Below are 17,610 nucleotides of genomic sequence, written 5' to 3'. Positions count from 1 at the left end.
CTATTCCCTGGGAGCCGTTTCCCAAGGGGTGAGGCAGGGGACCCCGAGCGGCTGAAAATCTGAAAGATTGCGTGTGACGACGACCAAATTGTTGGCGAGCGCTGTCGCCGCAATCATGCCGTCGGCGGTCGGCTTCTTTCCGGGTGTCGGCAACCGGCCTGCGATCGAGGCCGTCTGCATATCGAATGGCAGAAGCCTTGCGGAAAATTCCGGCAGCACGTGGGCCGTCAGCCATAGAGAAAGGTCATCGGCAAAATCGGGATTACGAAGACGTTCGCGTTGTATGCTGAATTCGATCTCCATGATCGTTATCGTCGAAAGATAAGCGGTCTCGACATCGAACGTATGGAGGAACTGCTGAAATTCAATGGCTTGACGCTCAGCCCTGCGGGATGCGGAAACAACGTTCGTATCGAGCAGGAATGCCATCAGAATTCGACGTCCCGTCCCTCGAAGCTGACGCGTTCGGGCGTAAAATCGTCATCGAACTCTGAACCCTTGTTATTGAGGGCGTCGTACAGGCTTTTCGACTTTCGCCAGTGGTCCTTGAAATCGTCGTAGCGGACAAGCACATAGCTCGCCTCGCCATGTTCGGCGATGACGAGGGGGCCTTCGTTTGCCGCCTTCTTTGCCTTGCTTGGATTCTGGTTGAAGTCGGCGCTGGTCATGGAGGCGAAGGACATAGGCTTCTCCACCTAGTATATTCCAGCAGGAAATATACTATTTTTCGCCATTCACTTCAACAAACTCGGCTTTGCCGTCAGCGACCGGTTCCTCTCCGATCAGCCGGCCGATCAGCCGCTGACATCGCTCGGCCATGAAATCGATCATCAGCCGCACTTTCGGATCCTGAAAGCGCTTGTGCGGGTAGATTGCCGCGAGCTGCACGGAGGCGGGTGGGCTGTCCTTCAGGATTTCCACCAGGCGGCCCTCGGCAAGGTGGGCCTTCACCTCGAAGAGCGGCTTGTTGATGATGCCCCGGCCTTCCAGCGCCCATTGGGTGAGCACGTCGCCGTCGTCGCTGTCATAGGGGCCGGCGACCTCGAACTTGCGTACGCCTTCGGCCGTCACCAGCGTCCAGTAATACTCCTTCGAGCCGGGATAGCGCAGCAGCAGACAGTCGTGCTTTTCGGCGATCAGCGCGTCCGCAGTGGCGGGTGTGCCGCGGCGGGAAAGATAGGCGGGCGAAGCGCAGAGCACACGCTCGCAATTGAGGATGCCGCGCATGCGCAGGTTCGAATCCTCGAGCACGCCGAGCTTGAAGGCGACGTCGACGCCCTCGGCGAGGATATCGACATTGTGATCCGACAGACGTACCCGCACCTCGATGTCGGGATACTTGTCGTGGAACTCCGGAATGCCCGACGCGATGAGGCGCCGGCCGATGCCGAGCGGCGCGGTAATGCGGAGCGAGCCCTTGGGATTGCGCGAGAGGTCGGCGATCGCCGCCTCCGCCTCGTTCACCGCCTCGATGATCTTCACGGCGCCCTCGTAGAACACGCGGCCATGTTCGGTCGGCGAGAGCTTGCGCGTCGTGCGGTTGAACAGCCGCACGCCGAGATGGCGTTCCAGCTCCTTGATGCGATTGCTGGCGACCGCGGGAGTGACGCGCTGGTCGCGCCCCGCCGCCGAAAGGGTACCGAGTTCGACCACGCGAACGAAGACGCGCACATTATCGAGATAGGACATGGCCCTTTCTACCACATTGGCGTGCAGAGCAAAGAGGCGGTCATCTTTTAGATTTTTTTGAAAGTGTTCGGGATTCACCGGGATTTCCGGGAAAATCACTTGATGGCAAACAAGCCCATGGAAAGTGGGAGGAGGTCCCTATGTACGAATATGCCATAGCCTGGGATTGGTTCATGTTTGCCGTCCGCTGGCTGCACGTCATCACGGCGATCGCCTGGATCGGCTCGTCGTTCTATTTCGTCGCGCTCGATCTGGGCCTGAAGAAGCATCCCGCGCTGCCGCCGGGCGCCCACGGCGAGGAATGGCAGGTGCATGGCGGTGGCTTCTATCACATCCAGAAATACCTGGTCGCGCCGGCGCAGATGCCCGAGCACCTCGTCTGGTTCAAATGGGAAAGCTATGCGACCTGGCTTTCCGGTTTCGGCATGCTCTGTCTCGTCTATTATGCAGGCGCAGACCTCTATCTGATCGACCCGAACGTGCTCGACGTCTCCAAGCCGGTGGCGATCGGTATTTCCCTGGCCTCGCTCGCCTTCGGCTGGATCATCTACGACCTGATCTGCAAGTCGCCCTTCGGCAATGACAACACGCGGCTGATGGTGGCGCTCTACTTCATCCTCGTCGCTGTGGCCTGGGGCTATACGCAGCTCTTCACGGGGCGCGCCGCCTTCCTGCATCTCGGTGCCTTCACGGCGACGATCATGTCGGCCAACGTGTTCTTCATCATCATGCCGAACCAGCGCGTCGTCGTCGCAGACCTCATCGCCGGTCGCACGCCTGATCCGAAATACGGCAAGATCGCCAAGCAGCGCTCCACGCACAACAACTACCTGACGCTGCCGGTGCTGTTCCTGATGCTGTCGAACCACTATCCGCTGGCCTTCGGCACGGAATTCAACTGGATCATCGCCTCGCTGGTCTTCCTGATGGGCGTCACGATCCGCCACTACTTCAACACCACGTCCGCCAATGCCGGCAATCCGACCTGGACCTGGCTCGTCACCGCCCTGCTCTTCGTTGCCATCATGTGGCTGTCCACCGTGCCGAAGATCCTGACAGGCGAACCGGCGGAAACCAAGGTCTCGGCCATCCAGCAGACCTTCGTTTCGGCGGACGGCTTTCCGCAGGTGCGCGACACCATCCTCGGGCGCTGTGCCATGTGCCACGCGAAGGAGCCGGGCTGGGAAGGCATCATCACGGCGCCGAAGGGCGTCGTCCTGGAAACGGACGGCGAGATTGCCAACCACGCGCGGGAGATTTACCTGCAGGCCGGCCGCTCGCATGCCATGCCGCCGGCCAATGTGACGCAGATCTCCGACGAGGAGCGCCGCCTGCTCGTCGCCTGGTACGAAAATGCCGTCAGCGGGGAGAAGACCCAATGAACGAACTCCTGATCCGCGGCCGCGTGCTGACCTTTCTCGCCGAGCCGCAGGGCATCGACGATACGGCCGCCTGGCGCTACATCGAGGATGGCGCGGTGTTCGTCCGCGGCGGCAAGGTCGTGGAGATCGGCGAGCATGCCGAGGTCAGCAGGCATGCCGGCCCGGGCGTCGCGGTTGCCGACCATCGCCCGCACCTCGTGTTGCCGGGCCTCATCGACACGCATCTGCATTTTCCGCAGACCCAGGCCATCGCGTCCTATGGCGCGCAGCTTCTGGAATGGCTGAACACCTACATCTTCGTCGAGGAGCAGAAGTTCGCCGAGGCCGCCCACGCGGCCGCCGTGGCGGATCGCTTCATGGACGAGCTGATCTCGAACGGCACGACGACCGCCGTCGCCTATTGCTCGGTGCATCCCGAGAGCGTCGAGGCCTATTTCTCGGCGGCCGAGGCGCGGGGCATGCGCATGGTCGGCGGCAAAGTGATGATGGACCGCAACGCGCCCGACGCCCTGCGCGACACGCCGCAGCAGGGCTATGACGAGACGAAGCGGCTCATCGAGAAATGGCATGGCCGCGGTCGCGCGCATTATGCGATCAGCCCACGCTTCGCCATCACCTCGACGCCGGAGCAGATGGAGATGAGCCAGGCGCTCGTCGCCGAACATCCCTCCTGCTACGTGCAGACGCATCTTTCGGAGAACCGCGACGAGATCGCGTTCGCCACCTCGCTCTACCCGCAGGCGAAGGACTACACCGATATCTATGCCCGCTACGGCTTGCTCAACGACCGCATGCTGCTCGGCCATTGCATCTATCTCAGCGACCGCGAGGTTTCCGTGCTCGCCGAGACGGGTGCCGTCGGCGTCTTTTGCCCGACGTCAAACCTTTTCCTCGGCTCGGGTCTCTTCGATCGCGACAAGTTCGACCGGCTCGGCGCGCGCTGGTCGGTGGCGACGGATGTGGGTGCCGGCACCAGCTTCTCCATGCTGGAAACGATGGACGAGGCCTACAAGGTGCTGCACCTCAACGGCCAGAAACTGACGCCGTTCAATTCCTTCTACCGCCTGACGCTGGGCAATGCCCGCGCGCTCGGGCTCGAGACGCATATCGGCTCGCTGCATGCAGGGGCGGATGCGGATATCGTCGTGCTCGATTCGTCCGGCAAGTCGGCGATGGAGTATCGCATGCGCACCGCCACCTCGCTCGCGGAAGAGCTCTTCATCCTCCAGACCATGGGCGACGACCGTTGCGTCGCCGAGGTCTATGTCGCCGGCAAGGCGATGAAGGGGAAGGGCAAGGCGGATGCCGCAAGGCAGCGCCTGCTCGAGACGGCCTGATCATTTGACGGTGCAGATGCCGTTCGCGCCGCCGTGTCCGGTATAGGAGACGGCGGCCGTGCCGTCGGGGTTGATGCTGAGCGAGATCGTCACGCCGCCGCCCTTGGCCTCATAGTAGTTGTCGTTGAAGACGTGCAGCTTGCCTTCCTTTCCATTGATGTAGATCGGCCCGCCCTCGTCGGCATGCACCTCGATATTGCCGGGGCAGGTGGCGTTGACGAGCGGGATTTTAGCCAGGGCGGGGCTGGCGACCAATAGAAGCGAGGCGGCCGTGGCCGCAATCCGGATGGGGGTCATGGGATCGTCCTTCCTTGTCCGAGAGAATTGCCGCCAGACTACGCCACAACGGTGCCGCCGGCTTGCGGGAAATCAAGGAGAAGAACGTTTTCCGCCTCGGGCAAGACGGAACGGCTTATCGTATCGGCCTGTTGGGGGAGATGGCGTCAGGGACCCTTCAGGCGCCCGCCCATCGCTTTGGTCAGCCCTTCCGCCGCCGCACGCACCACCGGGCCGAAGGCATCGACCTTGCTGTCGGGCAGGCGCACCGCCGGTCCGGACACGGAAATGCCGGCAACCGCCTCGCCATATTCGTCGAAGATCGGCGCGGCCACGCAGCGCATGCCGAGCGTGTGCTCCTCGTCGTCGATCGACCAGCCGCGGATACGGATTTTTCCGATGTCTTCCAGCAGCGTCGGGATCGTGTCGCGGGTCTTGTCGGTGAAATGCTGCAGCGTGCGGCCGGTGAGCAACGCTTCGATGCGGGCATCCGGCCAGGTCGAAAGGATCGCCTTGCCGATGCCGGAGGCATGGATCGGCCCGCGTCGGCCGGGGCGGAAGAAGGCGCGCATCGGCGCGTGGCTTTCGACCTGCGAGATGAAGACCACGTCGCCATCGTCCTCGATGGCGATGTTGGCGGTCTCGCCGCACCCCTCCATCAGCTGCTTGAGAAACGGCCGGCTGATCGTGCCGAGCTTGCGGAAGCGCAGATAGGCGGTGCCGATTTCGAAGGCCTTCACGCCGATCGTCCAGGCGCCGGTCTCCGCGTCATGGGCGACCATGCCGTGCTGGGAAAGCGAGGTCAGCAGGCGGTGCACCGTGGAGGGCGCCATGGCCGACTGGTCGGCAAGGTCGGTGAGCGCCGCGCCGTCCGCCCGCGCCACGAGATCGAGAAGTTTCAGGCTGCGGTCCAGCACCTGCACCGAGGACGGTGCCGCATTCTCGCCGGCCTTGCGGCCGGGCCGCCCCCGCATCTTCTCCTGCTGCTCCGCCATGCGTCCCTCTCTTTCGTCTCTGCGCATTCATGACATAGCCGGCCCGGGGCGATTGTTCCAGTTTCGTTGAAAATGTTTATTTCCGTATGATGGGATTGATTTCCATTTTATGATTGCGCGCAGAAACAGATGCGCTACCTTCCTTCTCGAGAGACGGAGGAAATCCCATGGCTAAAATGCGTGCTGTCGATGCAGCGGTCCTGGTTCTGGAAAAGGAAGGCATCGATTGTGCCTTCGGTGTACCGGGCGCTGCGATCAATCCCTTTTATTCGGCGCTGAGGGCGCGCGGCACGGTCCGCCATGTGCTCGCCCGCCACGTCGAGGGCGCAAGCCACATGGCAGAGGGCTATACACGGGCCCGCGCCGGCAATATCGGCCTTTGCATCGGTACGTCCGGCCCCGCCGGCACCGACATGATCACCGGCCTCTACTCGGCCTCCGCCGATTCGATCCCGATCCTCTGCATCACCGGCCAGGCACCCCGCGCCCGCCTCGACAAGGAAGACTTCCAGGCGGTCGATATCGCCAAGATCGCTGCGCCCGTCACCAAGTGGGCCGTCACGGTCATGGAGCCGGGCCTTGTTCCCTATGTCTTCCAGAAGGCGTTCCACACGATGCGTTCGGGCCGTCCCGGCCCGGTCCTGGTCGACCTGCCGATCGACGTCCAGCTCGCCGAGATCGAGTTCGACATCGACGCCTACGAGCCGCTCGAGCCCTACAAGCCGGCCGCTACCCGCGCCCAGGCCGAAAAGGCCCTCGCCATGCTGAACGCGGCCGAGCGCCCGCTGATCGTCGCCGGCGGCGGCATCATCAATGCGGATGCCTCGGACCTTCTGGTCGAGTTCGCCGAGATCACCGGCGTTCCCGTCATCCCGACGCTGATGGGCTGGGGCACGATCCCGGACGACCACCGGCTGATGGCGGGCATGTGCGGCCTGCAGACCTCGCACCGCTACGGCAACGCGACGCTGCTCGCCTCCGACTTCGTTCTCGGTGTCGGCAACCGCTGGGCCAACCGCCACACCGGCAATATCCCGACCTATACGGAAGGCCGCACCTTCGTTCACGTCGATATCGAGCCGACCCAGATCGGCCGCGTCTTCACGCCGGATTTCGGCATCGTCTCGGATGCCGGCGCCGCGCTGAAGGTGTTCCTCGACGTCGCGACCGAATGGAAGGTCGCCGGCAAGCTGCGTGACTGGTCGGTCTGGGCCGAGGAATGCCAGGAGCGCAAGCGCACCATGCTGCGCAAGACCCATTTCGACCAGACGCCACTGAAGCCGCAGCGCGTTTACGAAGAGATGAACAAGGCCTTTGCCCGCGACACCTGCTACGTTTCGACCATCGGTCTTTCCCAGATCGCCGGCGCGCAGTTCCTGCATGTCTACAAGCCACGCAACTGGATCAACTGCGGCCAGGCTGGCCCGCTCGGCTGGACGCTGCCCGCTGCCCTCGGTGTGCGGGCCGCCGATCCCGATCGTCCGATCGTCGCCTTGTCCGGCGACTACGACTTCCAGTTCCTCATCGAGGAGCTTGCGGTCGGCGCCCAGCACAAGCTGCCCTACCTGCATGTGGTCGTGAACAATTCCTATCTCGGCCTCATCCGCCAGGCCCAGCGCGGTTTCAACATGGACTTCGAGGTCTCGCTCGCCTTCGATAACATCAATGCGTCGGGCGATTCGGAAGCAGGCTATGGTGTCGACCATGTTGCCGTTGCCGAAGGCCTCGGCTGCAAGGCGATCCGCGTCCGCAGCCCGAACGAGTTCCAGGAAGCCTTCAACACTGCGCAGGCGCTGATGAAGGAGCACCAGGTTCCCGTCGTCATCGAGTTCATCCTCGAGCGCGTCACCAACATCGCCATGGGCGCCGATATCAATGCCGTCGTCGAATTCGAAGACCTGGCCGAACGCGGCGAAGACGCCCCGACCGCCACGCTGGCTCTTCTGGACTGAGACGAAGAGAAGGAAAACACCATGCCCAAATTCGCGGCCAACCTGACCATGCTCTTCAACGAGGCGCCGTTCCTCGAGCGCTTCGCGCTGGCCGCAAAGGCCGGCTTCGAAGGGGTGGAGTATCTCTTCCCCTACGATTTCGACAAGGAGGCGTTGCGTGCGGCGCTCGATCTTCATGGCCTGACGCAGGTGCTGCACAACCTGCCGGCCGGCAACTGGGCCGGCGGCGAGCGCGGCATCGCGGTCCTGCCGGACCGGGTCGACGAGTTCCGCCGCGGCGTGGCCTCGGCGATCGACTATGCGACGGCGCTCGGCTGCAAGCAGGTCAACTGCCTCTCGGGCATCGCCCCGGTGGGTGTTTCGGACAAGGAGCTGCGCGCCACCTTCGTCGCCAACCTGAAGCTGGCGGCGGGCGAGCTCGGCAAGCACGGAATCCGGCTTCTGATCGAGCCGATCAACCGCTTCGACATTCCGGGCTTCTACCTCAACACCCCGGACCAGGCGGCTTCCATCATCGCCGAGGTGGGCAGCGACAACCTGTTCATCCAGTACGACCTCTACCACCAGCAGCGCACCGAGGGTGAGCTGATCGGCACGTTCAAGAAGCACCAGGCGCAGATCGCCCATGTGCAGCTTGCCGACAATCCGGGCCGCAACGAACCGGGTACCGGCGAGATCGCCTATCCCTTCGTGTTCAAGACGCTCGACGCGCTTGGCTATGACGGCTGGATCGGCTGCGAATACAAGCCGCGCACCACGACGCAGGAAGGCCTCGGCTGGCTGGCCGAAGTCGGTCGCTGAAGACAAAACGCATTCAAAGTCTGGGAGTTTAAATCATGGCAACTATCGGTTTCATCGGCCTCGGCATCATGGGCACCCCCATGGCGCGTCACCTTCAGGACGCCGGCCACACGGTCATCACCTCGAAATTCGCAATCCCGCCACGTCAGGAACTGCTCGACAACGGTCTTGAGATCGTCGATAGCCCGAAGGTACTGGCCGAGACCGTCGACACGATCATCCTCATGCTGCCCGATACGCCCGAGGTCGAAGACGTGCTCTTCGGCGAGAACGGCGTCTCCTACGGCCTTGCGACCGGCAAGCTCGTCATCGACATGAGCTCGATCTCGCCGATCGCCACCAAGGAATTTGCCAAGAAGATCCGCGCAACCGGCGCCGAATTTGTCGATGGCCCGGTCTCGGGTGGTGAGGTTGGCGCCAAGAACGCCTCGCTCTCCATCATGGCCGGCGGTTCGCAGGAGAGCTTCGACCGGGCGCTGCCGCTCTTCCAGCTGATGGGCAAGAACATCACCCTCGTCGGCGATTGCGGCGACGGCCAGGTGACGAAGGTCGCCAACCAGATCATCGTCGCACTGACCATCGAGGCGGTGTCCGAAGCCCTCGTCTTCGCGTCGAAGGCCGGTGCCGATCCGGCGCGCGTGCGCTCGGCACTGATGGGCGGCTTTGCCTCCTCGCGCATTCTCGAAGTGCACGGCGAGCGCATGGTCAAGCGCACCTTCGATCCGGGTTTCCGCATCTCGCTGCACCAGAAGGACCTGAACCTGGCGCTGCAAGGAGCCAAGGCACTCGGCGTCGCCCTGCCGAACACCGCGTCCACGCAGGAACTCTTCAACCAGTGCGCCGCCCATGGCGAGGCTGGGCTCGATCACTCAGGTCTCGTCAAGGCGCTGGAGCGCATGGCGAACCACGCCGTCGCATGACGGCCTGGCCGGGCGGGGAGGGGAGCCCCGCCCGGCCACTCCTTCTGGAGGAGGAGGCGCAGCCCCTCATCCCTCGCCGCGGCTCTTTTTCATCAGGAGGTGCTGGCGGGCGGGTGAGGGGCTGTGCTTAATTGCCCGGCCCGAAGCGCCGCCGCCCCGCGCGCGGCGACGGCCGCTGTAGAATTTTGAATCTGCTGCCGGAATCCCTCGTGTTCGAGGCGGTCGGGCGGCAGCATGACCCGGAGGAACCCATGCCGCCCATCGCCGATCCGCGCGCCTTTCTCGAAAGCCTCTTTTCCGTCGCGGTCGCCGCCGCCGATCCGGACAAGGTGCTGGCCGCCAATCTGCCGGAAAAGCCGAAGGGCCGCACGGTGGTGATCGGCGCCGGCAAGGGCGCGGCGCAGATGGCGCGTGCCTTCGAGCGGCTGTGGGACGCACCGCTCACCGGCGTGGTCGTCACGCGCTACGGCTATGCGGTTGCCTGCGAGCGCATCGAAATCCTGGAGGCTGCCCATCCGGTGCCGGATGACAGCGGGCTTCTCGCCTCCGGCCGGCTGATGGCCGCCGTGCGTGGCCTGACGGAGGACGACCTCGTCGTCGCGCTCGTCTGCGGCGGCGGCTCGGCCCTGCTGCCGGCGCCGGCCGGCGACCTGACGCTTGCCGACGAGATCGCCGTCAACAAGGCGCTGCTCGCCTCCGGTGCCCCGATCAGTGCCATGAATGCCGTGCGCAAGCAGGTCTCGCGCATCAAGGGCGGCCGGCTCGCCGCGCTCGCCCATCCGGCCCGCGTCGTCTCGCTTGTCGTGTCGGATATTCCCGGCGACAACCCTGCCCTTGTCGCCTCCGGTCCGACCATCGCGGACGAGACCACCCGCGCGGATGCGCTGCGCCTCATCGAGCGCTACCGCCTCGACCTGCCTGAAGCCGTGATGCGCCACATCCGTGATGGCAAGGACGAGCCGCCGCTGCCATCCGATGCCGCCTTCGCCCGCAACGAGGTGAAGCTCGTCGCGTCCGCTGCCGTCTCGCTGGAAGCCGCCGCCGAAGCGGCGCGCGAGGCGGGTGTCGAGGCCGTCATCCTCTCCGATGCCATCGAGGGCGAGGCGGCCGAGGTCGGCCGCGTGCATGCGGCGATCGCCGCCGAGGTGGTTCGCCGCGACCGGCCGTTCCGCAAGCCCGTCGTCGTGCTGTCGGGCGGCGAGACGACCGTGACGATCAAGGGCAAGGGCAAGGGCGGGCGCAACGGCGAATTCCTTCTGTCCTTCTCCTGCGGCATCGATGGTCTGCCGGGTCTTTTTGCACTTGCCGCCGATACGGACGGGATCGACGGGTCGGAGGACAATGCCGGCGCTTTCGCCGATGGCACCACCGTCGCGCGGCTTGCCGACAAGGGCAAGGACGCTGCCGAGTTTCTCGGCCGCAACGACAGCTGGACCGTCTTCGACGCGCTCGGCGACCTCTTCGTGCCCGGGCCGACCGGCACCAATGTCAACGATTTCCGGGCCATCCTCATTCAGTAGGGTGGAAGAAGCCGGCTAAAGACAGGAAGGGCCGCGGAGTGATCCGCGGCCCTTTGCCGTTGTGAAAGCCGTCACCCGGCTGCGAACGCGCTACCGGTTGGCCATCGAGGCCATGCGCTGCGAGTAGCGTCCGCCGGCCACCTTGGCCGGTGACAGGAGGTCGCCGAGGCGGGCGGCTTCCTCCGGTGTCAGGACGATCTCGGCGGCGGCAGCGTTCTGCTCCAGGTGCGGCACCTTGCTGGCGCCGGGGATCGGCACGATGAAATCGCCCTGCGCGAGCACCCAGGCCAGTGCCAGCTGCGCCGGGGCGACGCCCTTTTCCGCCGCCATTTCCTCAAGGAGGGCGACCAGCGCGAGATTGGCGTCGAAATTCTCCGCGGCAAAGCGCGGCAGCGAGCGGCGAAAATCGTCGTCGGCAAGGCCGTCCAGCTTCTTCAGCGCGCCGGTGAGCACACCGCGGCCGAGCGGGCTGAAGGGCACGAAGCCGATGCCGAGTGTGCGGCAGGTCTCCAGCACCCCGTTTTCCTCGACGTCGCGGGTCCAGAGCGAATATTCGCTCTGGACGGCGGCAATCGGGTGCACGGCATGGGCCCTGCGGATCGTCTCGCTGCCGGCTTCCGAAAGGCCGAGCGCCTTCACCTTGCCCGCCTGCACCAGCTCCGCCATGGCGCCCACCGTTTCTTCGATCGGTACCGCCGGGTCGACGCGGTGCTGGTAGTAGAGGTCGATGACCTCGATGCCGAGCCGCCTCAGCGAGGCCTCGGCGACGGCCTTGACGTTTTCCGGCCGGCTGTCCGTGCCGGTGATCATCTCGGCGGAGGGTTTTGCGGGGTCGATGCGGAAGCCGAACTTGGTGGCGATCACCACCTTGTCGCGCACAGGCTTCAGCGCCTTGCCGAGAAGAATCTCGTTTCTGTAGGGGCCGTAGACCTCGGCCGTGTCGAACAGGGTGATGCCGAGATCGACGGCGCGGTGCAGCGTGTCGATGGCCGCCGTCTCGTCGCCGGAGGGGCCGTAGGCATGGCTCATGCCCATGCAGCCAAGGCCGAGGGCGGAAACGTCGAGCGTGCCGAGCTGTCTGTGTTTCATGGCGAAATCCTTTTTCTCTGGACCCCGGAGGCGGGGCCGCACGGCCGGACGGCGAACGATCTGCCGTCATCCGGACAAGGCCAATCTAGAGCGCGGTGCTTCATCGGAAAATTGCTGCAAAAGCCAACAGCTTGTTCTATTGGTTGGAACAATGAACCGAACCCAGCTTTCTCAACTCGCGGTGCTCGCCATCGTCGCGGAGACGCGCAGCTTTCGCAAGGCGGCGGGTGAACTCGGCATTGCGCCCTCCGCCGTCAGCCATGCGGTCTCCGCGCTGGAGGCAAGCCTCGGCGTGCGCCTCATTGCGCGCACCACCCGCTCCGTGGCGCCGACCGAGGAGGGGCGCCTGCTGCTCGACACGCTGGCGCCAGCGCTTTCCGATATCGGTTCGGCCATGGAGGCGCTTGCCGACCGGCAGGGCCGCCCTGCCGGGCCGTTGCGCGTCACCATGCCGTTGATCGCCGCCGAAGACATCGTCATGCCGCGGCTCGGCGCCTTCCTCGCCGCCTATCCGGAGATCGAGCTGGACCTGAGGACCGACGATCGCTTCGAGGACATCGTCGAGAAGGGGTTCGATGCGGGGCTGCGGCTTGGCGAACATCTGGAGGCCGACATGATCGCGGTGAGGGCGAGCGGTCCCTGGCGCGGCCTCATCGTCGGCGCGCCTGCCTATTTCGAAAACCATCCGGAACCTGTCCAGCCGCGCGATCTCATGCAGCACCGCTGCATCCGGCGGCGCTTTTCCAGCGGACGGGTCTATCGCTGGGAACTGGAAAAGGGCGGGCGGCTGGTGACGGTCGACGTTACCGGCCCTTTGATCGTCTCCGATCAGCGGCTGATGCGCGCGGCCGCGATCGACGGCGCGGGCCTTGCCTATGTCTTCGACCAGCGCGTCACCGACGATATCGAGGCCGGCCGTCTCGTCGCGGTGCTGGAAGACTGGTGCCCGGCCTTCGACGGCTTTTCGATCTATTACCCCTCGCGCCGGCAGATGCGCCCGGCGCTGCGCGCTTTCGTCGATTTCTTCCGGTTCCGCGGCTGACCCCGGCTCGGCAGGTTCTGCTCGAGCATTTCCGGCCGAAGCGAGATTGCTTCGGCATCGGACAATGCGGGAAAGCTCTAGGTCTCCAGCCGGTAGCGGATGTGTCCGTCGGTCTCGACATAGCTGTCATAGAGCTTGCGGGCGCGCGCATTGTCATGGCGGGTGTGCCAGTAGATCCCGCGCCAGCCGTTGCGCCGGGAAATGGTGACGAGATCGTTGATCAGTGCCCGGCCGATGCCTTTGCCGCGCGTGTCTTCATCGACGAACATGTCCTCGAGATAGCCTTCCGGTGCGATGTCCCAGGTGGAATCGTGATAGTGGTGGATGGCAAAGCCCAGCACCGTCCCGTCCTCGTCGGCAAGGCGCATCGAGACGCGGGAGCCGGGGTCGAGGATGCGGGCCCAGGTGAAGGCGGTGACCTCCTCCGGCACGTCGGTCTCGTAGAAGGCGAGGTAGCCGGCCCAGAGCTTTCTCCAGGCGGCTTCGTCACTTTCCAGCGCATCGCGGATGATGATGGCCATGGGTCACGCCCCCGCCGCGTCGAGCGCCGCCATCTGCTCCGCGCTCAGCGTCAGGGTCGCCGCCTTCGTCAGGCTTGCGAGCTGGCCGAGGCCGGTGGCGCTGGCGATCGGCGCAGTGACGGCGGGCTTGGCCATCAGCCAGGCGAGCGCGATTTCGGCCTGTGTCGCGCCGGTGTCGGCGGCTACCGTGTCGAGCGCGGCGAGAATGCGCCGGCCCTTGTCGTCGAGATAGTGCACGACGCCCTCGCCGCGGGTTCTGCCTTCCGTGTCCGCCTTCGTGCGGTACTTGCCGGTGAGGAAGCCGGAGGCGAGGCTGTAATAGGTGATGACGCCAAGATCCTCTTTGCGGCAGAGGTCGGCCAGCGCGCCCTCGAAACCGGCGCGGTCATAGAGATTGTATTCCGGCTGCAGCGCGCCATAGCGCGGCAGGCCGGCCTTGTCGGCGGCCTCGAACGAGGCCTGCAACTGGCCGGCATCGAGGTTCGAGGCGCCGAAGGCACGCACCTTGCCGGCCTTCACCAGGCTCGCATGGGCCTCCAGGGTTTCCTCATAGGGCGTTTCCGGATCCGGCCAGTGCGAGAGGTAGAGGTCGATATGATCGGTCTGGAGCCGCTTCAGCGAGTTTTCGACGGCCTCGACGATCCAGCGCCTGCGCAGGTCCCGGCGCCCCTGGCCCATGTCGGAACCGACCTTGGTGATGACGACCACCCTGTCGCGGGCGATGCCGGAGCGCTTCAACCACTTGCCGATGATCGCCTCGGATTCGCCGCCCTGGTTGCCCGGCGCCCAGCGGGAATAGACGTCGGCCGTGTCGATGGCGTTGAAGCCGGCGCCGGTGAAGGCGTCGAGCAGGTCGAAGGAGGTCTTCTCGTCGGCCGTCCAGCCGAAGACATTGCCGCCGAAGACGAGAGGAGCGATCGAAAGGCCGGTCTTGCCGAGGGCGCGAAGCTGCATGGGGTCCTCCAAAGGGTGCGTGCTGAAAAAAGGCTTCCTGCAACATAGGGCGCAGCCGGCGCCTTTGCACGCAGCGGATCCGACTTTTTGCCGGGCGGCTCGGCTTGCGAGGAACGTACCTCGCCACTAGTCTCTTGTCGCAATCAAGGAGAGATCATCATGCTGCGTTTCGGAATCCTGTCGACGGCCAAGATCGGCCGCGAACTCGTCGTGCCGGCCATCCAGGATGCGGAAAACTGCGTCATCACCGCCATTGCCAGCCGCGACCTCGCCAAGGCCCGCGCCATGGCCGACCGCTTCTCGGTACCGCATGCCTTCGGCTCCTACGAGGAGATGCTCGCCTCGGACACGATCGACGCCGTCTATATCCCGCTGCCGACGTCCCAGCATGTGGAATGGTCGATCAAGGCGGCGGATGCGGGGAAACATGTGCTGTGCGAGAAGCCGATCGCACTCAAGGCCGAGGAGATCGATGCGCTCATCGCCGCGCGTGACCGCAACAAGGTGCTGATCTCGGAAGCCTTCATGGTCACCTACAGCCCCGTCTGGCGGAAGGTCCGCGCGCTGCTGGCCGAAGGGGCGATCGGCCGGCTGCGCCACGTGCAGGGTGCCTTCACCTACTTCAACCGCGACCCCGGCAACATGCGCAACGTGCCGGCGCTCGGCGGCGGCGGTCTGCCCGATATCGGCGTCTACCCGACCATCACCACGCGCTTTTCCACCGGCAAGGAGCCGGTCCGCGTGCAGGCGAGCACCGATCGCGACCCGGAATTCGGCACGGACGTCTATTCCAGCGTGCGCGCCGATTTCGGCGATTTCGAGCTCTCCTTCTACGTTTCCACCCAGCTCGCCCAGCGTCAGGTCATGGTCTTCCACGGCGACAAGGGCTTCATCGAGGTGAAATCGCCCTTCAATGCCGATCGCTACGGGGCGGAGGAGATCGAGCTTACCAACCAGAGCCACAGCGAAAGCCAGTTCTTCCGCTTCCAGGATGCCCGCCAGTACAGGCGCGAAGCGGAGGCCTTCACCCGGGCGGCGCTCGGGGGGGACGAGGAGGTCGTGTCGCTGGAAAATTCGCGCCTCAACCAGAGGCTCATCGACGCCATCTACCGCGCCAGCGAGAAGGATGGCTGGGAGCCGGTCTAAAGCCGGCTCACCCTCCGCCACGCAAGGGCAGGGCGGAGGGGATTTCACATGTTGGCCGGGGGCCGATCAGGCGGCCGGCTGCTTCGTCTTGCGCAGGTAGGGCAGGACGGTGTCGAAGGCGCCGAAGCGGGTGATGGCGTCCTCGTTGGAAACGGCGGCGGTGATGATGACGTCGTCGCCCTGCTGCCAATTGGCAGGCGTCGCCACCTGGTGCTTGCTGGTGAGCTGGATCGAATCGATCGCGCGCAGGATCTCGGCGAAGTTGCGGCCCGTCGTCATCGGGTAGGTGAGGATCAGCTTGATCTTCTTGTCCGGGCCGATGACGAAGACGGAGCGCACCGTGGCGTTGTCGGCGGGCGTGCGGCCTTCCGATGTGTCGCCGGCGGCGGCCGGCAGCATGTCATAGAGCTTCGCCACCTTCAGGTCCTTGTCGCCGATCAGCGGGTATTCGACGTCGAAGCCCGTGGCGGTGCGGATGTCGGCCTTCCACTTGACGTGGCTGTCGACCGGATCGACGGAGATGCCGATGATCTTGACGCCGCGCTTGCGGAACTCGCCCTCGACGCCGGCCATGGCGCCGAGCTCGGTGGTGCAGACCGGGGTGAAGTTCTTCGGGTGCGAGAAGAGCACGGCCCAGCCGTCGCCGATCCAGTCGTGGAAGCTGACCGAACCGATGGTGGTCTCGGCGGTGAAGTCCGGAGCGATGTCGTTGATGCGAAGGCTCATGGGGATCGTCCTCTCTTTCGTGCGGGGATCGCAGGGGAGCCCCCGCGAAAAATATGTCCGGGCTGGTAGATAGAACGAAAAAACCACCTTGCCTATAGCGGCACACCGTCGCTGGCGACCCGCGCAGGAGCGCATCTTTGCGCCCTTTTCGCCGACGGGATGAAGGCTTTCGGCCGCTCGGGCATGCTGCGCCAAACCGTTCTGCGAAGCTGACGGGATGTGGAAGACGATTTCTTTTGGCCGGAGGGCGGAATCCGGTGCGGGAGCCCCGTCCATGCATGGAGGCGGCGGCCTTTGCGCGCAAACCGTTCATTCGTCGATCTCGGCGCGCCCGCTTGTCAGGTCGGCGACCATCCGGCCGATCTCGTCCGCCTTTTCCACCGGTACCCGGAAGGAAAGGCGCGCGCCCCTCTCGTGAAAGGCCTCCTCGTCCATCACCAGGCCCGCCAGGGCGGACAGCCGCGCCTTGACGAGGGCAAGGTCGGAAAAGCCGAGCGAGACGGAGAGCGCGATGCGTTCGACATATTCGGTCTTGGCTGCCGCGCGCAGGCAGGCGGCCGCGGTGCCGCCATAGGCGCGGATGAGCCCGCCGCTGCCGAGAAGGATGCCGCCGAACCAGCGCGTGACGACGACGAGCGTGCGGTCGAGCGCCTGGCCGTCGATCGCCTGCAGGATCGGCTTTCCGGCCGTACCGCTCGGTTCGCCGTCGTCGCTGAAGCGATAGGTCTGGCCGATGCGGAAGGCCCAGCAATTGTGGTTCGCCGCAGGATCCGACACTTCAGCCAGCCGCGTCTTCGCCTCCGCCTCGTTCTCGACGGGACAGGCGATCGCGCGGAACCGGCTCTTGCGGATCTCCTCTTCGAACAGCGCAGTCTGGTCCAGCGTGTACAAGGCATCTTCCCGGTGGCGTCTGGCCGCCTCCTACCCCCTCGGCGCCCTTCATATCAAGCGTGGAATAGAGCACTAATTCTATAGACTATTGACAGGTGCCACGATTTTGCCATGATGTCGGCCGGGACGTTAAACAGAACGGGAGCCTTCCGCATGATCTATCTCGGCGGCGTGACGCTTGGCTACTTCAACCTCTATCCCGTCGGCTTCCAGCCGAAGGAAGAGCAATCCCGTTCGGAGGATACGGCTGGCCGCGTGACGGAAGACAGGCTGCCGCTCGAAGGAAGCCGGCTTTCCTTCTCCCGTCGCCCTGTCCAGTGGCCGTTGCACGTCTTCTTTTGAATCGGGGGAGACTGCAGAAAGTCATCG

The 17,610-nt window shown here is 64.8% G+C and carries 19 protein-coding genes; 9 read left to right on the top strand and 10 right to left on the bottom strand.

The window, feature by feature from the left end:
• The 3 genes from AKG11_RS02470 to AKG11_RS02460 are packed head-to-tail and all read right to left on the bottom strand — an operon-like array spanning position 1 to position 1,689.
• Positions 1–429 (bottom strand): type II toxin-antitoxin system VapC family toxin, encoded by a 429-nt coding sequence (locus AKG11_RS02470; protein WP_024270470.1) that lies wholly within the window; start codon positions 427–429, stop codon positions 1–3.
• The gene (locus AKG11_RS02465; protein ID WP_024270469.1) at positions 429–683 is read right to left on the bottom strand and encodes a type II toxin-antitoxin system Phd/YefM family antitoxin; all 255 of its coding nucleotides are present in this window, start codon (positions 681–683) and stop codon (positions 429–431) included. The genes AKG11_RS02470 and AKG11_RS02465 overlap by 1 nt, the downstream gene beginning before the upstream one ends.
• Positions 684–720: 37 nt before the next feature.
• On the bottom strand, positions 721–1,689 hold the full coding sequence (locus AKG11_RS02460) for a LysR family transcriptional regulator (protein WP_037406825.1): 969 nt from the start codon (positions 1,687–1,689) through the stop codon (positions 721–723).
• 140 nt (positions 1,690–1,829) lie between these two features.
• Between AKG11_RS02460 and AKG11_RS02455 the strand changes: the two genes are divergently transcribed.
• Together AKG11_RS02455 and guaD are read left to right on the top strand one after the other, a co-directional pair.
• Positions 1,830–3,071, top strand: a complete 1,242-nt coding sequence (locus AKG11_RS02455) for a urate hydroxylase PuuD (protein WP_050742801.1) — start codon at positions 1,830–1,832, stop codon at positions 3,069–3,071.
• Entirely contained in the window at positions 3,068–4,408 is a 1,341-nt protein-coding gene (guaD, locus tag AKG11_RS02450; RefSeq protein WP_023515602.1) for a guanine deaminase, read from the top strand. Before AKG11_RS02455 ends, guaD begins: the two co-directional genes overlap by 4 nt.
• Here guaD and AKG11_RS02445 read toward each other — a convergent pair whose 3' ends face one another.
• Together AKG11_RS02445 and bhcR are read right to left on the bottom strand one after the other, a co-directional pair.
• On the bottom strand, positions 4,409–4,705 hold the full coding sequence (locus AKG11_RS02445; RefSeq protein WP_023515601.1) for a hypothetical protein: 297 nt from the start codon (positions 4,703–4,705) through the stop codon (positions 4,409–4,411).
• 146 nt (positions 4,706–4,851) lie between these two features.
• Positions 4,852–5,679: an HTH-type transcriptional regulator BhcR gene (gene bhcR, locus AKG11_RS02440; RefSeq protein WP_050742800.1), complete on the bottom strand. Its 828-nt coding sequence runs from the start codon at positions 5,677–5,679 to the stop codon at positions 4,852–4,854.
• 167 nt (positions 5,680–5,846) lie between these two features.
• Between bhcR and gcl the strand changes: the two genes are divergently transcribed.
• The 4 genes from gcl to AKG11_RS02420 all read left to right on the top strand — a co-directional run bounded on the left by gcl (position 5,847) and on the right by AKG11_RS02420 (position 10,872).
• Positions 5,847–7,631: a glyoxylate carboligase gene (gene gcl / locus AKG11_RS02435; protein ID WP_023516803.1), complete on the top strand. Its 1,785-nt coding sequence runs from the start codon at positions 5,847–5,849 to the stop codon at positions 7,629–7,631.
• Positions 7,632–7,652: 21 nt separating this feature from the next.
• Entirely contained in the window at positions 7,653–8,432 is a 780-nt protein-coding gene (gene hyi, locus AKG11_RS02430; RefSeq protein WP_023516802.1) for a hydroxypyruvate isomerase, read from the top strand.
• 35 nt (positions 8,433–8,467) lie between these two features.
• Positions 8,468–9,352, top strand: coding sequence for a 2-hydroxy-3-oxopropionate reductase (locus AKG11_RS02425; protein ID WP_023516801.1), 885 nt, complete (start codon positions 8,468–8,470; stop codon positions 9,350–9,352).
• 251 nt (positions 9,353–9,603) lie between these two features.
• Positions 9,604–10,872 carry a glycerate kinase type-2 family protein gene (locus tag AKG11_RS02420; protein WP_050742830.1) on the top strand — a complete coding sequence of 423 codons (1,269 nt, stop codon included), beginning with the start codon at positions 9,604–9,606 and terminating at the stop codon, positions 10,870–10,872.
• A gap of 90 nt (positions 10,873–10,962) precedes the next feature.
• On the opposite strand, the gene AKG11_RS02415 is transcribed toward AKG11_RS02420, so the two are convergent.
• Positions 10,963–11,961, bottom strand: a complete 999-nt coding sequence (locus tag AKG11_RS02415) for an aldo/keto reductase (protein ID WP_050742799.1) — start codon at positions 11,959–11,961, stop codon at positions 10,963–10,965.
• A gap of 151 nt (positions 11,962–12,112) precedes the next feature.
• On the opposite strand from AKG11_RS02415, the gene AKG11_RS02410 reads away from it, so the two are divergent.
• The gene (locus AKG11_RS02410) at positions 12,113–13,003 is read left to right on the top strand and encodes a LysR family transcriptional regulator (protein ID WP_023514537.1); all 891 of its coding nucleotides are present in this window, start codon (positions 12,113–12,115) and stop codon (positions 13,001–13,003) included.
• A gap of 77 nt (positions 13,004–13,080) precedes the next feature.
• Here AKG11_RS02410 and AKG11_RS02405 read toward each other — a convergent pair whose 3' ends face one another.
• Together AKG11_RS02405 and AKG11_RS02400 are read right to left on the bottom strand one after the other, a co-directional pair.
• Positions 13,081–13,524, bottom strand: coding sequence for a GNAT family N-acetyltransferase (locus AKG11_RS02405; RefSeq protein ID WP_024270464.1), 444 nt, complete (start codon positions 13,522–13,524; stop codon positions 13,081–13,083).
• 3 nt (positions 13,525–13,527) lie between these two features.
• Complete coding sequence (locus tag AKG11_RS02400; protein WP_023514539.1) at positions 13,528–14,478, bottom strand: aldo/keto reductase; 951 nt, start codon at positions 14,476–14,478, stop codon at positions 13,528–13,530.
• A 159-nt stretch (positions 14,479–14,637) separates the two neighbouring features.
• On the opposite strand from AKG11_RS02400, the gene AKG11_RS02395 reads away from it, so the two are divergent.
• A complete protein-coding gene (locus tag AKG11_RS02395; protein WP_023514540.1) occupies positions 14,638–15,624 on the top strand; it encodes a Gfo/Idh/MocA family protein in 987 nt (328 codons plus the stop codon).
• Between the two features lie 66 nt (positions 15,625–15,690).
• On the opposite strand, the gene AKG11_RS02390 is transcribed toward AKG11_RS02395, so the two are convergent.
• Positions 15,691–16,350: a peroxiredoxin gene (locus AKG11_RS02390; protein ID WP_050742798.1), complete on the bottom strand. Its 660-nt coding sequence runs from the start codon at positions 16,348–16,350 to the stop codon at positions 15,691–15,693.
• Between the two features lie 309 nt (positions 16,351–16,659).
• Complete coding sequence (locus AKG11_RS02385; RefSeq protein ID WP_050742797.1) at positions 16,660–17,241, bottom strand: IMPACT family protein; 582 nt, start codon at positions 17,239–17,241, stop codon at positions 16,660–16,662.
• Positions 17,242–17,394: 153 nt separating this feature from the next.
• Between AKG11_RS02385 and AKG11_RS02380 the strand changes: the two genes are divergently transcribed.
• Entirely contained in the window at positions 17,395–17,583 is a 189-nt protein-coding gene (locus tag AKG11_RS02380; RefSeq protein ID WP_023514543.1) for a hypothetical protein, read from the top strand.
• Positions 17,584–17,610 lie beyond the last annotated feature (27 nt).

This window comes from Shinella sp. SUS2 (assembly GCF_001262505.1).
Classification (GTDB): domain Bacteria; phylum Pseudomonadota; class Alphaproteobacteria; order Rhizobiales; family Rhizobiaceae; genus Shinella.
The sequence above is the reverse complement of the archived record's forward strand: the minus strand, read 5'-3'. Positions and strand labels throughout refer to the sequence as shown.